Consider the following 16241-nt stretch of genomic DNA (forward strand, 5'->3'; position numbering starts at 1 on the left):
TCAGCGCGCCCAACGGCTGCGAGCCCAGAAGCCGACGAGCACGGCGGCCAGGAGCAGCAGGCCCGTGCCGGTCCAGAGGTCAGCCTGGAACAGGATCGTCGCGCCGACCAGCATGCAGACGAGGAAGGCGTCAGCGACCCAGAACAGCACGCGCAGCGACGACATCTCCCCCACCGGCGTCATGATCGGCGTCAGATATTCGATCGGCAGCAGGCCCTTGAACGCCGAGGCGGCCCGGCACGCCAGGGCCAGCAGTGCCAGCCCGCATCCGGCCGCCGACGCTCCCCCGGCCGCCGCAGCGCCGCTCATGACGACGACGAGCAGCACCGTGGGGACGACGAGGTGCTGCAAGGCCGTCCGCGCCGGGGTGAATCCGAAGACGGGCGGGCGGGAGCGGTTGGCAGCCGTGAACCGCAAGCCGTCGCTGAGGTAGCAAGCGGCCGCGTAGCTCAGCGCCACCGCGACGATCGCGATGATCGGGGTGGGAGCCGTGTGTGCCGGACCGAGCAACAGCCCGCTTAGGAACGCTAGACCCACACCTGCCGCGGCGCGGCCCGGCGAGCGCAGCAGTCCGACGACGTCCCGCCGTACGAGAATCGGTGCGCCGAACGCCGGCCGCCAGCGGCGACCGCGCCGGGTTCGTCCGCGCAGCACGTCCGCGGCGGAGGCGAGGTCGGCGGTGATCGCGAAGTTCTCCACCTGGCTCCAGCGCAACGCCTGCGTGCGCAGCCGGGACGGCGGCAGTACGACCACCACGCGCCGCACCGACAGCATCGCGACGACCGCGATGACCGGCACGACCATCACCCACCACCGTGGCGCCGTCGCCAGCGCCGTCCAGGCGTCGTGGATGGGCCAACCAGCGACCGCCGCCAGCAGCACGAGCACGACCGCCGGCAGCGCCAGCCTGGACTGCCCGGCCAGCCAGGCGACGGCGAGGAGCAGACCGAAAGCGATGACGACGACGGCGAGGACGACCGCAGCGACCGGGTCGGGCCAGGTGTCGCGGGAGGCCACGACGACGAGACCGGCGACGACCGCGAGCGCGGTCACTCCGGCGAGGCTCCGGCGCCAGAACGGTCGCAGGACGCGGGCGAGCTCATCGGGACCGCTGACCACCCAATCGATGTAGGGGGCGCTCGGGGCGACCGGTCCCCGCGTGCGTCCCGCGCCGACCGCGGCGACGCCGAGCGCTCCGGTCACCAGCGCGACGTGCATCGGACTGACATTCCAGGCCATCGCGGGCGCCAACTGCAGCGTGGCCCACCGTGCCAGCGGAACGACGAAGACGAGGACGGCGAGCACGGCGATGTAGAGGTCGGTCGCCCGGTCGCTGGTGCTGGGCCGCTCGCGAAGGTCGCGGAGAAGCCGGTCCGGAGCTCTCACAGCTCGACGCGTCGCCGGGCCGCGCGCTCGACGAGTCCGTGGTCGTGGCAGGCCATCACGACGGCCTGTCCCTCGGCGACGGCGGTCACCACCGCCTCCGCGAGCAGACCGGTGCGGTGGCCGTCGAGCCGTTGCTCGGGCTCGTCGAGGACGATGAGCCGCGCCGGCCGGGCGAAGGTCAGCGCGAGCGAGAAGAGCTGTTGTTGTCCCGAGGACAGCTCATGCACGAAGCGGTCGCGCAGCGCACCGATGGAGAAGCGATCGAGGTCGGCGTCGACGTCCGCTGCGTCCAGCTGCCACGTGGCATGCACCAGTGCGAGGTGGTCGCCGATCGTGAGGTCGGGGTACATGGCGGGCACGCCGAGCAGGGCCGCGATCGAGGCGCGGGTGGTGGCGGATCGTTCGTCGACGGGCTCACCGTCGAGCAACGCCTCACCTTCGGTGGGAGCGAGGCGGCCCGTGACGATGCGCAACAGGGTGGTCTTGCCGGAGCCGTTCGGGCCTGTGATGGCGACGCATTCGCCCTCGACGACCTCGAGGCTGGCGGGCGGAAGGAGCACCTGGTCGTCGATGCGGGCGGTGACGTCGGTGACGGTCAGCATAGCGCTCCTAGCCGTCGAGCCACGGGTTGTACTTCATCCGCAGAGCCCGGTCGAGACCGGCGACGAGTCCGCCGACACCGAGGGTCGTGTTGAGCCATGTGGGGAGGTCGAACGTGGGGACCCCCCACTCCGTGAGCCGGCCGAGCAGGTTCAGCAGCTCGGGGATCTGAGTGACGAGGGCGACGACGAGGATCGTCCAGGCGAGCGCGGCGATGACCCGGCTCGCGGTGGGGTGGGAGCGCTCGAATCGGGCGCGGCGTTCTTCACCGGTGCCCTGGGTCGGCTGGAACGTCGTGCGTGCACCGGTCGGGTCGACCATCCGGACGTACTTCATGCCCATGAGCGACATCGCCGCCTCGACCCGACGTCCCCCGTCGAGTTCGAAGCGAGCCGGTGAGCGCTTCTCATCGAGCAGCCGGCCGTCTCGATACAGCCGGATCTTCTCGCCGAAGTCGAAGAAGTCGACGTCGACGGCGAACTCACCGTGCTCGTAGACGCCGCGCCACAGCACGTCCCATCGCCCGAAGGGCCTCAGCTGCTCGCGGTCCGCCATCGCGGTCAGCCTACCGAGGCGAGAGCGAAGGGAAGGACGCCCGGCGCTCCCGCCCGCCGCAGCTCCCGGGCGGCGACGGTGAACCAGCTGCGTCAGGGCGAGACTATCAAGCGAGACTTCACGGTGGTTCACAAATCTTCACTAGTGCTTCCGCGTTCTACAAACCTAGGATCGTCGGCATGAGGTTCACGGGCGGCCCTGACTGCGCCAGCACGACCCAAGGCCACGGCGCCGGAACCGCCGCCCACGTGGGGGTGCGAGCGACCCTCGCTATCGCCGTGACCATCACTGCATGGGCGTCTTCTTTCGTGGTCATTCGGGCGATCGGCGCCGAACTCTCTCCCGGCCCGCTCGCACTGCTCAGGGTCAGCGTCGCCCTCGCCGCACTCACTCCGCTGAGCCTTGTCGGACCGCGCCCGCTACTGCCACGCGGACGTACCTTGGTCCTGGTTGCCGCTTACGGTTCGTTGTGGTTCGGTCTGTACCACGTCTTACTCAACGGGGCCGAGCGGTATGTGGATGCTGGGACGGCCGCGTTGCTCATCCACCTCTCTCCACTTCTCGTGGCCCTCGGGGCTGGCTGGCTGCTCTCGGAGGGCTTCCCGCGACCGCTGCTGATCGGCAGCGCCGTGGCGCTCGGTGGCGTCGCCGTCATGACAAACGCCACGGCGGGAGGGGACAAAGGTACCGGCATCGGCATTGTCCTCGGCCTCTTTGCAGCGTTGGTCTACGCCGCGTCGGTACTGCTGCAGAAGAGCGCATTGCCCAGCCTCAGCGGCGTCCGAGCAGTGTGGCTCGGGTGTCTTTTCGGAGTCCTCGCCCTGTTGCCCTTCACACCGGCAACGATCCGGGAGGTGTCCGCAAGTTCAGCGACGGCCCTAGCGGGTGCCGTCTATCTCGGGATCGTCCCCACAGCGGTGGCTTTCTGGACCTGGGGCTATGCGCTGCGCCGCATGCCGGCCGGTCGCTTGAGTCCGCTCGTCGCGTATCTCGTCACCGTCGTGGCGATGGCGTTCTCCTGGCTCTTCCTCGACGAGGCCCCCGAAACTCGGATGCTGCTGGGCGGGCTGGCTTGTCTTGTCGGGGTCGCAATCAGCCAGTGGACCGGTCCCCTACGACGAGCTCGCATCGTGTCGGAACGAACCCGGCCGACTGTCGACGGCAGTGGCCCTGGCACCGTACGCCCCGACGAGGGTTCCGAGGGCCGGCCGTGAGCACCGCCACCAAGAGGCTCGAGGACGAGTCCCCCCTGCGCATTCGCGCATTCCGCGCCGTTTTCACATCAGCGGTCTTCAGCAACTCAAGTACGAGCGTCGCCTACATTGCGCTGCCCATGTTGGCCGTCATCGAACTCGACGCGAGCCCAGGGCAGGTCGGCATACTCGCCACGCTCAGCACGATCGCGTTCCTCCTGATCGGTTTGCCCGCCGGCGCTTGGGTGGACCGGCACCACCGAATCATGATCGCCGCCGACCTGGCGCGTGCGCTGCTGTTTGCGACAGTCCCCGTTGCCTGGTTCCTCGGGTACCTGAACCTCTATCACCTCTACCTCGTGGCACTCATCGGTGGGACCGGAGCAGTGTTCTTCGACATCGCCTCGCAAAGTGCGCTCCCGCGCATCGTCCCCCCAGGGATGCTCATTCGAGCAAACACGTATCTCGCTACCGTGTACGCCCTCGCCGCCATTTCCGGTCGAGGCATTGGCGGGTCTCTCGTCGCGCTCCTTTCAGCGCCGTTGGCAACCCTTGCTTCGGCGCTGGCGTACCTGTCGTCGGCGTTCGCCTTGCGCAACGCACGCGGCAACGGAAACACGGAACGCCCGCGCAAGGAGCCGGTTCCACTGCGACGCCGGATCGCCATAGGTGCGCGCTACGTCGTCAGTGACGCCGAACTTCGCGCTCTCACGGCCACCGCAGCCATCGCGAACCTCGGCTCCTCGGTGTTGAACACCATGCTTCCGCTGTGGTTCGTGCGCCATGTCGGCCTGTCCGGAAGCGCGCTGGGACTGTTCTGGGCCGTCGGGGGAATCGGGTTACTGGTGGGGAGCCGGTTCGCCGGAGCCCTGGCGAACCGGCTCGGATACGGTCGCACTCTGTGCGCCGGAGGACTGCTTCTCTCCCCCGCGGCCCTCCTCGTTCCGCTCATCGACCAAGGTGGCTCGTACGTTCTGGCTTCTGCGGGGTGGTTCCTCGCGATGTTCAAGATCGGTCTCGACAACATCCTCGGCGTCAGTCTTCGCCAGCAGAAGACCCCGCCGGAGTTGCTCGGACGGATGACCGCAACCGTTCGATTCGCCCTAACTGGAGCCCTGGCGGTCGGTGCAGGCATATCGGGACTGGCCGGAGAGCTATGGGGAGTTGAAGCGACACTCTGGGTCGGCGCCGCACTGGTATCGGTCGCGCCAGTCGCAGTTCTGCTATCACCGGTCCGCCGTCGGGTCGCGTTGGTGAGCTGAGAACGTCGACGTGATGGTTACGCGACGTAGCGAACGTGCACTGACACGAGTGCACGCCGACTAAGCTTCGATCATGTTGGACCTCCACCGTTTGCTCGTTCTGCGGACCGTGGTCGCGACCGGGTCGGTGCGCGAAGCGGCCAACAGACTCGGATTCACTGCTTCCGCGGTCAGTCAGCACCTGGGGACTCTCCAGAAAGAGACTGGTCTGCAGCTGGTTGAGCGGGAAGGCAGAGGCATCCGACCCACGGTGGCGGGCCGAGCTCTGGCCGAGGAATCGGGGCGAGCCCTGCAAGCGATGGCCGGCGTCGAGTCCTTGGTCGCCGCACTGCGCTCGGGCCGCACTGGGAGCATACGAATTCGTTACTTCGCGTCTGCAGGCGCCGCCTGGCTTCCGCCAGTTGTCGCGGTGCTGACCGATGAATTTCCAGAGCTGAGGCTGGATCTGAGGCTTGCTGAACTGTCGGGGAACGAAGAGTCACCCCCTGATCTCGAACTTGTCGTGGCGCAACCGCATCTGGATACCGCCCGCCGAGAGGGGTACGTCCTCCATCACCTGGTCGATGATCCCTACGTTGTCGTCCTGCCAGCGCAGCATCCGGCGACACATGCGGCCGAAATTCCGTTGAGCGAGTTGGCTAGCGAGAAGTGGATCGACCACGATGTCAACCGTGGTCCGTGTCGGCTCACTCTGCTCGACGCTTGTGCGCGGGCCGGCTACGTTCCGGAGTTCGCCGTCGAAGCTCACGACCACGCGACCGCCATTGCTTTCGTCGCCGCTGGGGTTGGTATCACCGTTCTTCCAAAGCTCGGCGTACCGGAACTACCCGCGGGTCTCGTCGCCCGCAGAGTCGTTGAGCCGACACCGACGCGAAGCATCTTCGTAGCCGTGAAGGCGGATGTGGCCCGGCATCCCGCGGTGATTCGCGCGCTTCAACTTCTTCGACGAGGTAGCGCTGGGGTGGACGTCGGATGCGAGAGCCGCGCCTCGTGATGCCCTGAACGAACGGTGGGGCCGAACTACAGCCCCGTCGCCACCCCAGCCACATTCGGCTGGGCCAGGCGGGTTCGGTATCGCCGTTCGAAAACCCACACTCACGCGGCGACCAACACGTCGGTTCGCCATCGGCGGTCAGCCTACCGAGGCGAGAGCGAAGGGAAGGACGCCCGGCGCTCCCGCCCGCCGCAGCTCCCGGGCGGCGACGGTGAAACGAGATCGTCGACGAGGAGCACCGGACCGGGCGCCTGCGCGACCGTGGCGCCGAGTTCCGGGCCTACCCGGAACCGATTCCAGACTGATGCCAGCCGGAACGCGCTGTTGCCGCCCGGGCCGACGTGCGGGACGTTCGGATCGACATCGAGGGTGCCGAGCAGCGGGAGTCGGCCACGCTCGGCGATCGCAGCCGCCGTGCTGGCGACCAGCTGCGGCCGGGTCAGAGACGGCATCGCGACCACCCCGACCGGGCGCTGCTCCCAGGGCCAGTCCCGCAGCGTGGCGACGACCCCCTCGAGCAGCCGTTCGTCGACCGGGCCGTCGGCGGCGCCGGTGGCGAACACGTCACGGAGCACGCCGCCCCACCCGAGGTCGGTCAGCCGCGCAACGGCCCTGCCCGGCTCCGGTCGTTCGTCGACGGCGATCCGGCCGCGCACCTCGAGGCCGCGCCGGTCCGCGCCGGTGGGCCACTGCCCGCGCGGCTCGATCGGCACCCCGACGCGCTGCAGCTGCCCGGACGCCTGCTCGGCCGCAGCAGCGGGCACGTCGGCCGGATACCAGGGCCCGGCGCACACGTCGCAGCGTCCGCAGGGGGCGGCGGTGGGGTCGTCGAGCTCGCGCTGCAGCAGCTCCATGCGGCAGACCTCACCGCGCTCGTAGGTGAGCATCGCCCGTTGCTCCGCCTCGCGGGCGGCGGCGATCCGCGTGTAGCGGTCGGCGTCGTACTGCCACGGCATGCCGGTGGACACCCAACCGCCGCGCACCCGGCGCACCGCGCCGTCGACGTCGAGCACCTTGAGCAGGAGTTCGAGCTGCGTGCGCCGGACGTCGACCAGGGCCTCGAGCGCGGGCGTGGACAGTGGTTCGGGGCCGAGTTCGGCGAGGACCTTCTCGACCCGGTCCGGATCGGGCATGGAGACGGTGGCGAAGTACTGCCAGATCTCCGGGTCCTCCGGGCCGGGAAGCAGCAGCACGTCGGCGTGCTCGGTGGCGCGGCCGGCGCGGCCCACTTGCTGGTAGTAGGCGACCGGCGACGATGGCGCTCCGAGGTGGACGACGAACCCGAGGTCCGGTTTGTCGAAGCCCATGCCGAGCGCGCTGGTGGCGACGAGTGCCTTGACCTCGTTGGCCTTGAGCGCGCCCTCCAATCGTTCGCGCTCCTCGGAATCGGTGCGTCCGGTGTAGGCGGCGACCGGGTGCCCGGTGTCGCGCAGCAGCCGCGCGGTGTCCTCGGCGCCGGAGACGGTGAGGGCGTACACGATTCCGCTGCCGGGCAGCTCGCCGAGATGGGCGACGAGCCACGCCAACCGCTCGCGAGCCGAGGGCAGCGTGAGGCAACCCAGCCGCAACGACGCCCGCGCGAGCGAACCGCGCAGCGTCAGCACGTCATCACCGAGCTGGTCGGCGACGTCCGCGACGACGCGAGCGTTGGCGGTCGCTGTGGTGGCGAGCACCGGGATGTCGCGGTCAAGCTCGGCCAGCATGGTGGCGATCCGGCGGTAGTCGGGCCGGAAGTCATGGCCCCAGTCGGAGATGCAGTGCGCCTCGTCGACGACGAGCAGGCCCATCCGAGCCAGCAGTCCCGGCAACTGCTGCTCACGGAACTGGGGGTTGTTGAGCCGCTCGGGCGACACCAGCAGCACGTCGATCTCATCGGCGGCAAGCTGAGCGGAGATGCTCTCCCACTCGTCGACGGTGGCCGAGTTGATCGCTGCGGCGCGGACACCCGCGCGCTCGGCGGCGGCCACCTGGTCGCGCATGAGCGCCAGCAACGGCGAGATGAGCACCGTGGGCCCTGCCCCGCGCTGGCGGAGCAGGGCCGTGGCGACGAAGTAGACCGCCGACTTGCCCCAGCCGGTGCGCTGCACGACGAGGGCGCGACGACGGTCGTCGACGAGCGCGCTGACCGCCTCGAACTGCCCCTCGTGGAACTGCGCGTCCGGCCGGCCGGTCAGCCGGCGTAGGAGCTCGACGGCCTCCTCGTGTGTGCTCATGCCCCGATCGTGTCAGGTGCTCACGACACCACGGCCGGCTCGTCCACAGCTAGGCCTGACGCAGCAGGTAGCGCTGAACCTTGCCGCTCGGGGTCTTGGGCAGCGCGTCGACGAAGTGCACCGCTCGCGGGTACGCGTGCTTGGAGTAGCCGTCCCGGACGAGTTCCTGCAGTTCGCGCGCGAGTTCGTCGGTGCCCTCCACCCCCTCGGCCAGGACCACGAACGCCTCCACGACCTCACCGCGGATGCCCTCGGGATCGGGCCGTCCGACCACGGCGACGTCGACGACGGCGGGATGCGTCACCAGCACGCTCTCCACGTCGAAGGGGCCGATCCGGTAGCCGGCCGCCAGGATGACGTCGTCGTCGCGCGCGGTGAAGAAGTAGTACCCGTCCTCGTCCACCCGGCCGGTGTCGGCGGACAGGTACCAGCGGCGGTCGGGCGTGAAGCGCTCCGCGGACTTGGCGGGCTCCTCGTGGTACCCGGTGAACCACAGCAGTGGGCTGCCCGGCACGTCGATGGCGATCTGCCCGTCGAGCACCCCGGCGGCGTAACCGGGCAACGGCTGGCCCATCGACGCGTCCTTGAGCGGCTGAGCGACGTCCTCGTGCCAGTTGTTACAGATGACCATGCCCAGCTCGGTCTGGCCGTAGTGGTCGCGGACCTCGACGCCGAGTGCGTCCTTCGCCCACTCCACGACGTCGGGCGTGAGCGGCTCGCCTGCCGAGGAGGCTCGGCGGAGCCGCAGGCCGCTGACCAGACCGCTCTTGCTCAGTGCGCGGTACATGGTCGGCGCACCCGCGAAGTTGGTGACGCCCAGCTCGCGGAGCACGGCGACCGTGGACTCGGGTGTGAAGCCGGAGGCGAGCAGCAGGTTGCGCCGGCCTGCGACCAGCGGCGCGACGATGCCGTAATAGAGGCCGTACGCCCAGCCCGGGTCGGCGGCATTCCAGAACACGTCGTCCTCGCGCACGTCGAGGCCGTAGTGAAGATAGGAGTGGAAGGCCGCCAGCGCGCGGACCGGCACCGGCACACCCTTCGGCTTGCCGGTGGTGCCGCTCGTGTAGAGCTGGAGGAAGATGCCCTCGCCCCCGACGGCGACCGACTCGGTGAGCGGTTCGGCGGCGGCGACGAGCCGGTCGAACTCATCGCCCGTCTCGAACACCTCGATGCCCTCGATCGGGTCGAGCTTGGCGCGCTGGTCGGGCTCGGTCACGACGAGGCGCGCCTTCGCGCCGGACACGCGCATCTCGATGGCACCGGTCGCGAAGGCGGTGAACAGCGGCACATGCACGGCACCGAGGCGCCAGATGGCCATGAGTGTGACGACGAGTTCGGGACGTTTGCCCATGAGCACGGGCACGCGATCGCCCTCGCGCACCCCGCGCGCGGCGAGGACGGAGGCGAGGCGGCGGGACTGCTCGGCGAGCTCGCCGTAGGTCATGTCGCGGGTGCTGAGGTCCGGTGCGACGAAGGTGAAGGCGACCGTCTGCGGGTCGTGCCGGTCGCACAGCAGGTAGGCGACGTCGGCGTCGGGGGCGTCGTACGTGGCGAGCCAGCGGTCGATCGTCGCGTCGACGGTGGTCGTGGTCATCGATGCTCCTTGAGCGGCGGGGACGGGTCGGTCACACTGTGCTCTGTGACACACCCATCCGACCACCCTCCGACGAGGGGGGGGCGCCGCCCTCGACCCACTGGCCTCCCGCGTGGACGCGGCGCTGTCGCGCGTGCGCCGGGCCACGGACGTGAGCCTGGCCTTCGGCGGTCGTGTGCACGACGACGGCGTGACGCTGTGCCACTTCGACGGCGGGATCATCGGGCCGCTCCGCGGAGCGCGGCTCGACCTCGGCCACGGCCTCGGCGGCCGGGTCGCCGCGCAGCAGCGTTCACTGGCGTGTCACGACTACGTGCGGACTCCGCTGATCACCCACAAGTACGACGCGATCATCCGCGCCGAGGGCCTGCGCGCGATGGCGGCGGTCCCCGTCATCGTCGGACGCCTGCCGGTCGCGGTGCTGTACGCGGCGCTGCGGACGGCGCAGTCGCAGATGGACCGCGTGCTCGACGCCGTCACGCACGAGGCTCGCGTGCTGGAGCAGGAGCTCGTGAGCGAGAACGCCGAGCAGACGTGGCGATCCAGGGCCCGCGACGTGCACGCCGAGCTGCGGTTGCTCGCCGGCCGACTCGACGATGACGAGCTGCGCGCCGCCATGCTGCGGGCGGCCGCCCTGCTCGTCGACGAGGCGCCGGACGACGCGGTGCCGGTGCACCTCACCGGCCGCGAGCAGGACGTCCTGGCGCTGCTGGCCGGCGGACTGAGCAACCGCGCCATCGCCGAGCGCCTCGGCATCGGCGTCTATACGGTCAAGGACCACGTCAAGAGCCTGCTGGCCAAGCTGGGCGCATCGAGCCGTTTCGAGGTCGTCGTGCATGCCCGCCGCGCCGGCCTGTTGCCCTGACCCTCCCCCATCCACCGCCGCTCCCGAGGTGGACCGAAGGCGGCGCACACGAGCAACTGCCTCCGTCCGGGTTACCGGCGAAGGCAGTTGCTCTGCGCGTCGAATCAGCTGTGCTGGCGTGCCGCGCCGCGTCGCACGCTCAACGCCGTGCCGCCGGCGACCATCAGCGCTGCGATGAGGGCCAGCGCTCCGACGGTGCTTCCGGTGTCGGGAAGCCGGTCGCGACCGCCACCGTCACCACCGCCGGGCGGCGGCCCGGCCACCGGGTGCTCGGTGCACAGCGGGCTGTCCTGGACGCACTGCTCGGGCGGCTCCTCGCCGGTCACGGTGACGAAGTTGCCCAAGTGGTGATCGCCCTGATCGACCCAATCGAGGACCTCCACGGTGTAGGTGACCGTGGCGCTCGCCCCGCCGGCGAGGGTGCCGACGACGGTATAGCCCTCGTCCCCGATCTGCACCGTGAGCGCCGCGTCCGACGACGTCGGGCCGCTGACGACGCGGGCGTCGTCGAGAACGCCAGCAAGATGGTCGGTGAAGTCGATCTCGCCGTCACCGATACCGGAGTTGGTGAACGTCAGGGTGTAGGTCACCGCCTGGCCGTCCTCGAGCTCGGTACCCGACGCGGGGTCGGCGGACTTCACTACCGCCACATCACTGATCGGGTTCGCGGTGCAGTCCGCGTCCTCACCCGGCGCCGCCTCACAAACGGGCTCCTCCGGCGTCTCCTCATCGGGATCGAGGAGGAAGTTCGCCAGGACCGTGTCCCCCAGATCGCCGGCGTCGTTCACCCGCACGGTGTACGTGACCGTGACGGTCTCCCCGCCATCGACCGTGCCCTCGATCGAGAACCGGCCGTCGATGACGTCCGAAACAGTCAGAGAGCCGCTCGACGCGGTCGGCCCGGCGACGATCTGGGCGTCGTCGAGAACGTGGGTCAGGTCGTCGACCCGATCCACGGGGCCCTGGCCGTTCCCATCGTTGGTGAAGAACAGCGTGTAGGTCAGCTCCTGACCGGGCAGTACCGTCGTCCCGGTCACCGGATCGACCTCCTTGCGGTCGGACATCTCCGGCACCGGGTTGTAGGTGCACAGCGGGTCATCATCGGCGCATTCGGCCGGCGGCACCTGACCGTCGGGGAAGACGAAGTTGGCGAGCATGTTGTCCCCGCGCTCGCCGTCCGGCAGCACCTCGACGGTGTACGTGACGGTGTAGCTGGCACCGGCCGGCACGATGCCGTCCACCGTGAAGCGCCCGTCGGTGATCGTTCCGACCGTCAGGTTCCCCACACCCGCGGCAGGGCCCGTGACGATGACGGCGTCGTCCAGGACACCGGAGACATCATCGGTCCAACCGCTCACCGCAGCGTCAGCGGTGCCGGAGTTGGTGAAGGTCAGGGTGTAGGTGAGCTCCTCGCCGGCGAGCACGGTAGTGCCCTTGTTCGGCTCGACATGCTTCGTCACGTCCAGCAGCGCACCAGGAATCGTGACGCGCCCGCACGGTTCACCCGTGACCGGGTCCAGCCCGTTCTGGTCGGCCGGGTCACAGCGAGGCGACGGCGGAGGCGTCGTGCACTCCGGGTCGTCGATCCCGCATTGCGGCCCGAACGCGACATTGATCAACTCGGTGTCGCCTTCTCCCGTGTAGGTCACGTCGTAGGTGATGGTGACGGCCTGACCCGGGGCGAGCTCTCCGACCCAGGAGATCAACGGCTCGGCGTAGGACGGGTCAGCACCCACGTCCGCGGTGATCGTTGCCGTGTCGATGGTGGCGTCGTCGAGGACCTCGGACAGGTCGTCGATCACCACCGCCGGGCGCGCCGGCGTGTAGGGGGCCGTACCGGTGTTCTCGGCCCTGACCGTGTACGTGACCCTCTCGCCCACCGCCGGGATCTCGGTCGCGTTCGCCGACTTCGTCACCGAGAGCCGGGGCAGTTCGTAGCCGACCTCGTCGCACGGCAGCCCGGTCGCGGGGTCCGCGCCGTCCACGCACTGCTCCGGCACCGGTGGCGCGCAGTCGGGGTCGCTCTCTTCGCACACCGTCTGGAAGGCGACGTTGTCGACCTGCAGGTCGCCAGCACCGGTCAGCTCGACGGTGTAGGTGATCGTAACCGAATCGCCCGCAGCGAGGGGGCCCTCCCAGGTCAGCCGCGGGTCGTCGAACGTCACGTTCCCGCTCGAGGCCTGCGCGTCACCGTTGTACGTCGCGTCGTCCAGGACGGCGGAGAGGTCGTCCTGAATGCGCGCCGGGTCGGCAGCGGTGTAGTCGCCCGGTCCGTTGTTCGTCACCTCGACCGTGTACTCGACCGTGTCACCGATCCGCGACTCCGCCGTGGCGGTCGACGACTTCTCGATCTCCAGCTCCGGCAGTCCGGGCAGGTCGATCGCGAGCGCCTCGTCGAGGGGGTGGTACGTCCAGTCGTCGATGCGGCGGGTGTCACCCCAGCTGCCGCCGACGCCGTCGTTCGCGTTGTCGGCGCAGTCCCAGCCGTGGACGCCGCCGGCGCTGTTCACCCCGCCGGTGCCGTCAAGCACGGGGGTGACACAAGCCCGGCCCTCGACGCGCAGCGCGGTGTCGTCCCAGAAGAGTGTCTGCGAGCCCGACTGTGGGCCGTTGAGCGCGGTGACCTCGAGCCCACCGCGACGCTCCACGTCGAAGCCGACGAAGTGGATTTCCCCGACCTGATCGATGACCGCTCGGGCGGTCAGATCCGTGTTGTACGGCACGGGATTGCCTTCACCGTCGAGGCCGTCCCAGGTGACGGTGCCGGCACCGTTGATGACGCCGAGTGGAAGTGTCACATCGGCGGCGCCCTCGAAGTCGCCGTCGCCGTCCACGTCGATCTGGACGACCATCTGGCCGGTGAAGTTGGCGACGTCGACGGTGAACGTACCGCTGCGATCCGTGGGCGAGGTCTGGGCGAAGGAAAGGTCGTTCAGGCTCGGCAGCACCACCGGCGGGTTGAGCCAGCGAACGTTGCCGTCGGGCCAGGTGGCGGTCTGCGGCATGTCGGTCGCCGGTCGCTCGAAGAAGATCTTGTAGGGGTCCCCGCAGTTGCCCGGGGAGTCGTACTGGTCGCCCTGGCCGTACGGTCCACCGTCTTGGTAGCTCAGGTAAGCGGAGGTACACGTGCCGGCGAGGGTGTTGCCGGCGGCGTCCGAGCTGAAGGTCGAGTCAACACCGTTGAACTCGGTGTAGCTGGCCTCGTAGAGGAACCCCTCACGGCTCAGGTAGTAGAGATCGAAGTCGGTGCTGTCACCGGCGGCCGCACCCGTCTGGAGCATTTGATATCGCTCCGACCACACACGGCCGGGAATGTCCGTAGCGCCGTTTTGAACCGTGATGTTCCAGTCGAAGTAGCTCGTCGTGGAGGCCGTGCCCTCTGGTTGGAAGGTGATCGACCAGACGCCCGCGGCCGTGGACGTGAGGTCGGAGAGGTCACACCCCGCGGGCACGGCGTTGGTCGGGATCGTGCAGCTCTGGGCAGTCCCATCCGGCGCGGTCACGGTGATCGTGACGTTGGGGTCGCCCGCCGTGGGCCGCATGACCTTCGTGAACAGCACGTCGAGGTTCTCTCCCGGCCCGACGTATGCGTAGAACGTGTTCACTGTGCGGATGTAGCTGACGCCCGGGGTCTCCGCCGCACCAGCCGCGGTGGGTGCGGCCACGGTACCGATGGCTGCCAGCAGGGAGGCGACCAGGGAGAACAGCATCAGCGAGGCCGCGCCGCGGTGCGCGCCTCGTGGGCTCGTTCCGCTGCCCAAACCTCGGGGTCTGAGCCTCAGTTTCCCGCGCCGGTCATTGCCCCTACTGCTCACGTGCCGCATACGCGCCCCTATCGTCCGCAGCCCTCGCCGCACCCAGTGTTCGTATGCGCGAACTTCACCCCGCGCAACGGACCCAATGGTCCTATTAATTGCTACGTTTGTCACTACCCCGATGCCGCGATGGGACAGGCGATCGCTCGGCCGCTTCCATCGGCGACGCCGGACGAGATAGGCGAACAGACTGCAGTTTCGTCTGCATTCTTAACATTCCTATCGCCAGGGAGGAGCTACGCCGCGGGAGCCGCGTACGAGCATTTTCGACGAATTCACCCCCACTTCACCCCGTGCGCTCCACGACACCGTCGTCCCGGCCGCCCCGCGATTCCGATCAGTAGCACCTGCCCCGCCCCGTGGTGGCCCTGATGGCAATGACCCGGCTCGGGCGTTCGACAGCACCTCAGCGAAGACCGACGCGCGCGCTGAGAGCACGGACGATCACGGGTCCCGAGGCCGACCGGTTGCCGCCCTGGGAGCCGCGCTCCTGGTCGCCGCGGCCTGACCGCCCTGGTCCTGGCACGTCGCCGCGAAAGCCGACGGCCGGGGTGACGACCGGCGGAGGTCAGATCCAGCGCCGGACCGTGCGGAGGTATGCCTCGAACTCCGGTCCGAAGCGGTCCGCGAGGTGCGCCTCCTCCATCGGGATCTGCACCCGATCGACCCACGCGACGAAGAGCGCCGCCGGAAGCACCGCCGCAGCGGATCGTCGTGCCGCCGCGTGAGCGAGGAGAAGCCCCGCCATCGCGACGTACATCGGATTGCGCGACCGGGAGTTCGGCCCGGTCGTCACGAGGGAACTGGCGCGAGCGCCGGCCCGCGGGTCGACGGTCGTGCCGGCACGCCGGAAACGCTCGACGGCCCCGGCGAGGAAGTACACCGACGGTGCAGCGATCACCGCGCCCAGCACTCGGGGCCCGCGTGTGGTGGCGCGGCCCCGGGTCATGACGGCCTGAACGGCACCGGCACCCGCGGCGAGAGCGGCGGGGGGAATCGGTCGGCTCACGAGTTCACCTCTGTCGATCGGGTGCGTCCACCGTAGCTCCGGCGAACCCGTCATGGGACCGTCGAATGAGTGCTCAGCTCTTCGAGCCGGACAGCGCGAGGGTGCCGCCCAGGCCGATCATCATGACGCCACCAGCACCGGACAGCGTGCTGAGACGGCGCGGAGAGCGCGCGAACCAGAGTCGGGCGGTGCCCGCGGCCAAGCCCCAGATGCTGTCGCACACGAGGGCGATGAGCTGGAAGACCAGCCCGAGCAGCAACAGCTGCGCCCACACCGGACCGGCCGACCGATCGACGAACTGCGGAAGGACGGCCACGAAGAACGCGATGATCTTGGGGTTGGTCAGGCCGACGATCATCCCCTGGCGGAGCAACGCCCAGTCCGAGGTGGGCGCTCGCTCCACCGACTGCGTGTGCATCTCGCGCGAACGGATCGCCTGGATGCCGAGCCACACGAGGTACGCCGCCCCCGCGATCTTGATGATCGTGAAGGCGACCACGGACGAGGCGACAACGGCACCGACACCGCACGCCACCGCGACGACCGCCGGTACCGTGCCGAGGGCGTTGCCGACGACGCTGAGCACGGCGGCCCGGCGCCCGTAGGCGAGCGAACGCCCAACGACGAAGAGCACGCTCGGGCCGGGGATCACGATAAGCAGTACCGAGGCGAGCGCGAACGCCAACAGGTTGTCGACCGTGATCATGCGCTGACGATACGACATCGGCGCCTGCCCCGTCCGCGAATCGTGTGTC

The 16241-nt window shown here is 69.3% G+C and carries 11 protein-coding genes and 1 pseudogene; 4 read left to right on the forward strand and 8 right to left on the reverse strand.

Features of this window, described 5'->3' with window-relative positions:
* From D9V41_RS00680 to D9V41_RS00690, 3 genes are read right to left on the reverse strand one after another with little or no spacing between them, the layout of a single operon-like run.
* A complete protein-coding gene (locus tag D9V41_RS00680; RefSeq protein ID WP_121792612.1) occupies nucleotides 1–1386 on the reverse strand; it encodes a hypothetical protein in 1386 nt (461 codons plus the stop codon).
* Nucleotides 1383–1988 carry an ABC transporter ATP-binding protein gene (locus tag D9V41_RS00685; protein WP_121792613.1) on the reverse strand — a complete coding sequence of 202 codons (606 nt, stop codon included), beginning with the start codon at nucleotides 1986–1988 and terminating at the stop codon, nucleotides 1383–1385. Before D9V41_RS00685 ends, D9V41_RS00680 begins: the two co-directional genes overlap by 4 nt.
* A gap of 7 nt (nucleotides 1989–1995) precedes the next feature.
* Nucleotides 1996–2541: a hypothetical protein gene (locus D9V41_RS00690; protein WP_121792614.1), complete on the reverse strand. Its 546-nt coding sequence runs from the start codon at nucleotides 2539–2541 to the stop codon at nucleotides 1996–1998.
* A gap of 179 nt (nucleotides 2542–2720) precedes the next feature.
* Here D9V41_RS00690 and D9V41_RS00695 point away from each other — a divergent pair, with 179 nt between their 5' ends.
* From D9V41_RS00695 to D9V41_RS00705, 3 genes are all read left to right on the forward strand, one after another.
* Entirely contained in the window at nucleotides 2721–3755 is a 1035-nt protein-coding gene (locus D9V41_RS00695; RefSeq protein WP_121792615.1) for a DMT family transporter, read from the forward strand.
* Nucleotides 3752–4996: an MFS transporter gene (locus D9V41_RS00700; RefSeq protein WP_121792616.1), complete on the forward strand. Its 1245-nt coding sequence runs from the start codon at nucleotides 3752–3754 to the stop codon at nucleotides 4994–4996. The genes D9V41_RS00695 and D9V41_RS00700 overlap by 4 nt, the downstream gene beginning before the upstream one ends.
* Nucleotides 4997–5069: 73 nt before the next feature.
* Entirely contained in the window at nucleotides 5070–5990 is a 921-nt protein-coding gene (locus D9V41_RS00705) for a LysR family transcriptional regulator (protein ID WP_121792617.1), read from the forward strand.
* Between the two features lie 138 nt (nucleotides 5991–6128).
* Here D9V41_RS00705 and D9V41_RS00710 read toward each other — a convergent pair.
* A pseudogene (locus D9V41_RS00710) lies at nucleotides 6129–8203 on the reverse strand (RecQ family ATP-dependent DNA helicase).
* Between the two features lie 49 nt (nucleotides 8204–8252).
* The gene (locus D9V41_RS00715) at nucleotides 8253–9797 is read right to left on the reverse strand and encodes an AMP-binding protein (RefSeq protein WP_121792618.1); all 1545 of its coding nucleotides are present in this window, start codon (nucleotides 9795–9797) and stop codon (nucleotides 8253–8255) included.
* A gap of 112 nt (nucleotides 9798–9909) precedes the next feature.
* On the opposite strand from D9V41_RS00715, the gene D9V41_RS18400 reads away from it, so the two are divergent.
* Nucleotides 9910–10662, forward strand: a complete 753-nt coding sequence (locus D9V41_RS18400) for a LuxR C-terminal-related transcriptional regulator (protein ID WP_243697103.1) — start codon at nucleotides 9910–9912, stop codon at nucleotides 10660–10662.
* A 104-nt stretch (nucleotides 10663–10766) separates the two neighbouring features.
* Here the strand turns inward: D9V41_RS18400 and D9V41_RS00725 are convergent, their stop codons facing one another.
* The 3 genes from D9V41_RS00725 to D9V41_RS00735 form a co-directional block, all read right to left on the reverse strand.
* Nucleotides 10767–14372: a DUF7927 domain-containing protein gene (locus tag D9V41_RS00725; RefSeq protein ID WP_166375844.1), complete on the reverse strand. Its 3606-nt coding sequence runs from the start codon at nucleotides 14370–14372 to the stop codon at nucleotides 10767–10769.
* Nucleotides 14373–15045: 673 nt separating this feature from the next.
* Complete coding sequence (locus D9V41_RS00730) at nucleotides 15046–15486, reverse strand: methyltransferase family protein (RefSeq protein WP_208006677.1); 441 nt, start codon at nucleotides 15484–15486, stop codon at nucleotides 15046–15048.
* Nucleotides 15487–15559: 73 nt separating this feature from the next.
* Nucleotides 15560–16192, reverse strand: coding sequence for a LysE family translocator (locus D9V41_RS00735; RefSeq protein WP_121793003.1), 633 nt, complete (start codon nucleotides 16190–16192; stop codon nucleotides 15560–15562).
* Nucleotides 16193–16241 lie beyond the last annotated feature (49 nt).

Origin of the sequence: Aeromicrobium phragmitis (assembly GCF_003674095.1) — a bacterium.
GTDB classification, from domain to species: domain Bacteria; phylum Actinomycetota; class Actinomycetes; order Propionibacteriales; family Nocardioidaceae; genus Aeromicrobium; species Aeromicrobium phragmitis.

What these genes read in the sequence shown, in the direction of transcription:
- D9V41_RS00685 (WP_121792613.1), bottom strand. Translation starts at nt 1,988, where the DNA reads ATGCTGACCGTCACCGACGTCACCGCCCGCATCGACGACCAGGTGCTC.
- D9V41_RS00690 (WP_121792614.1), bottom strand. Translation starts at nt 2,541, where the DNA reads ATGGCGGACCGCGAGCAGCTGAGGCCCTTCGGGCGATGGGACGTGCTG.
- D9V41_RS00695 (WP_121792615.1), top strand. Translation starts at nt 2,721, where the DNA reads ATGAGGTTCACGGGCGGCCCTGACTGCGCCAGCACGACCCAAGGCCAC.
- D9V41_RS00705 (WP_121792617.1), top strand. Translation starts at nt 5,070, where the DNA reads ATGTTGGACCTCCACCGTTTGCTCGTTCTGCGGACCGTGGTCGCGACC.
- D9V41_RS00715 (WP_121792618.1), bottom strand. Translation starts at nt 9,797, where the DNA reads ATGACCACGACCACCGTCGACGCGACGATCGACCGCTGGCTCGCCACG.
- D9V41_RS00725 (WP_166375844.1), bottom strand. Translation starts at nt 14,372, where the DNA reads ATGCTGTTCTCCCTGGTCGCCTCCCTGCTGGCAGCCATCGGTACCGTG.
- D9V41_RS00735 (WP_121793003.1), bottom strand. Translation starts at nt 16,192, where the DNA reads ATGATCACGGTCGACAACCTGTTGGCGTTCGCGCTCGCCTCGGTACTG.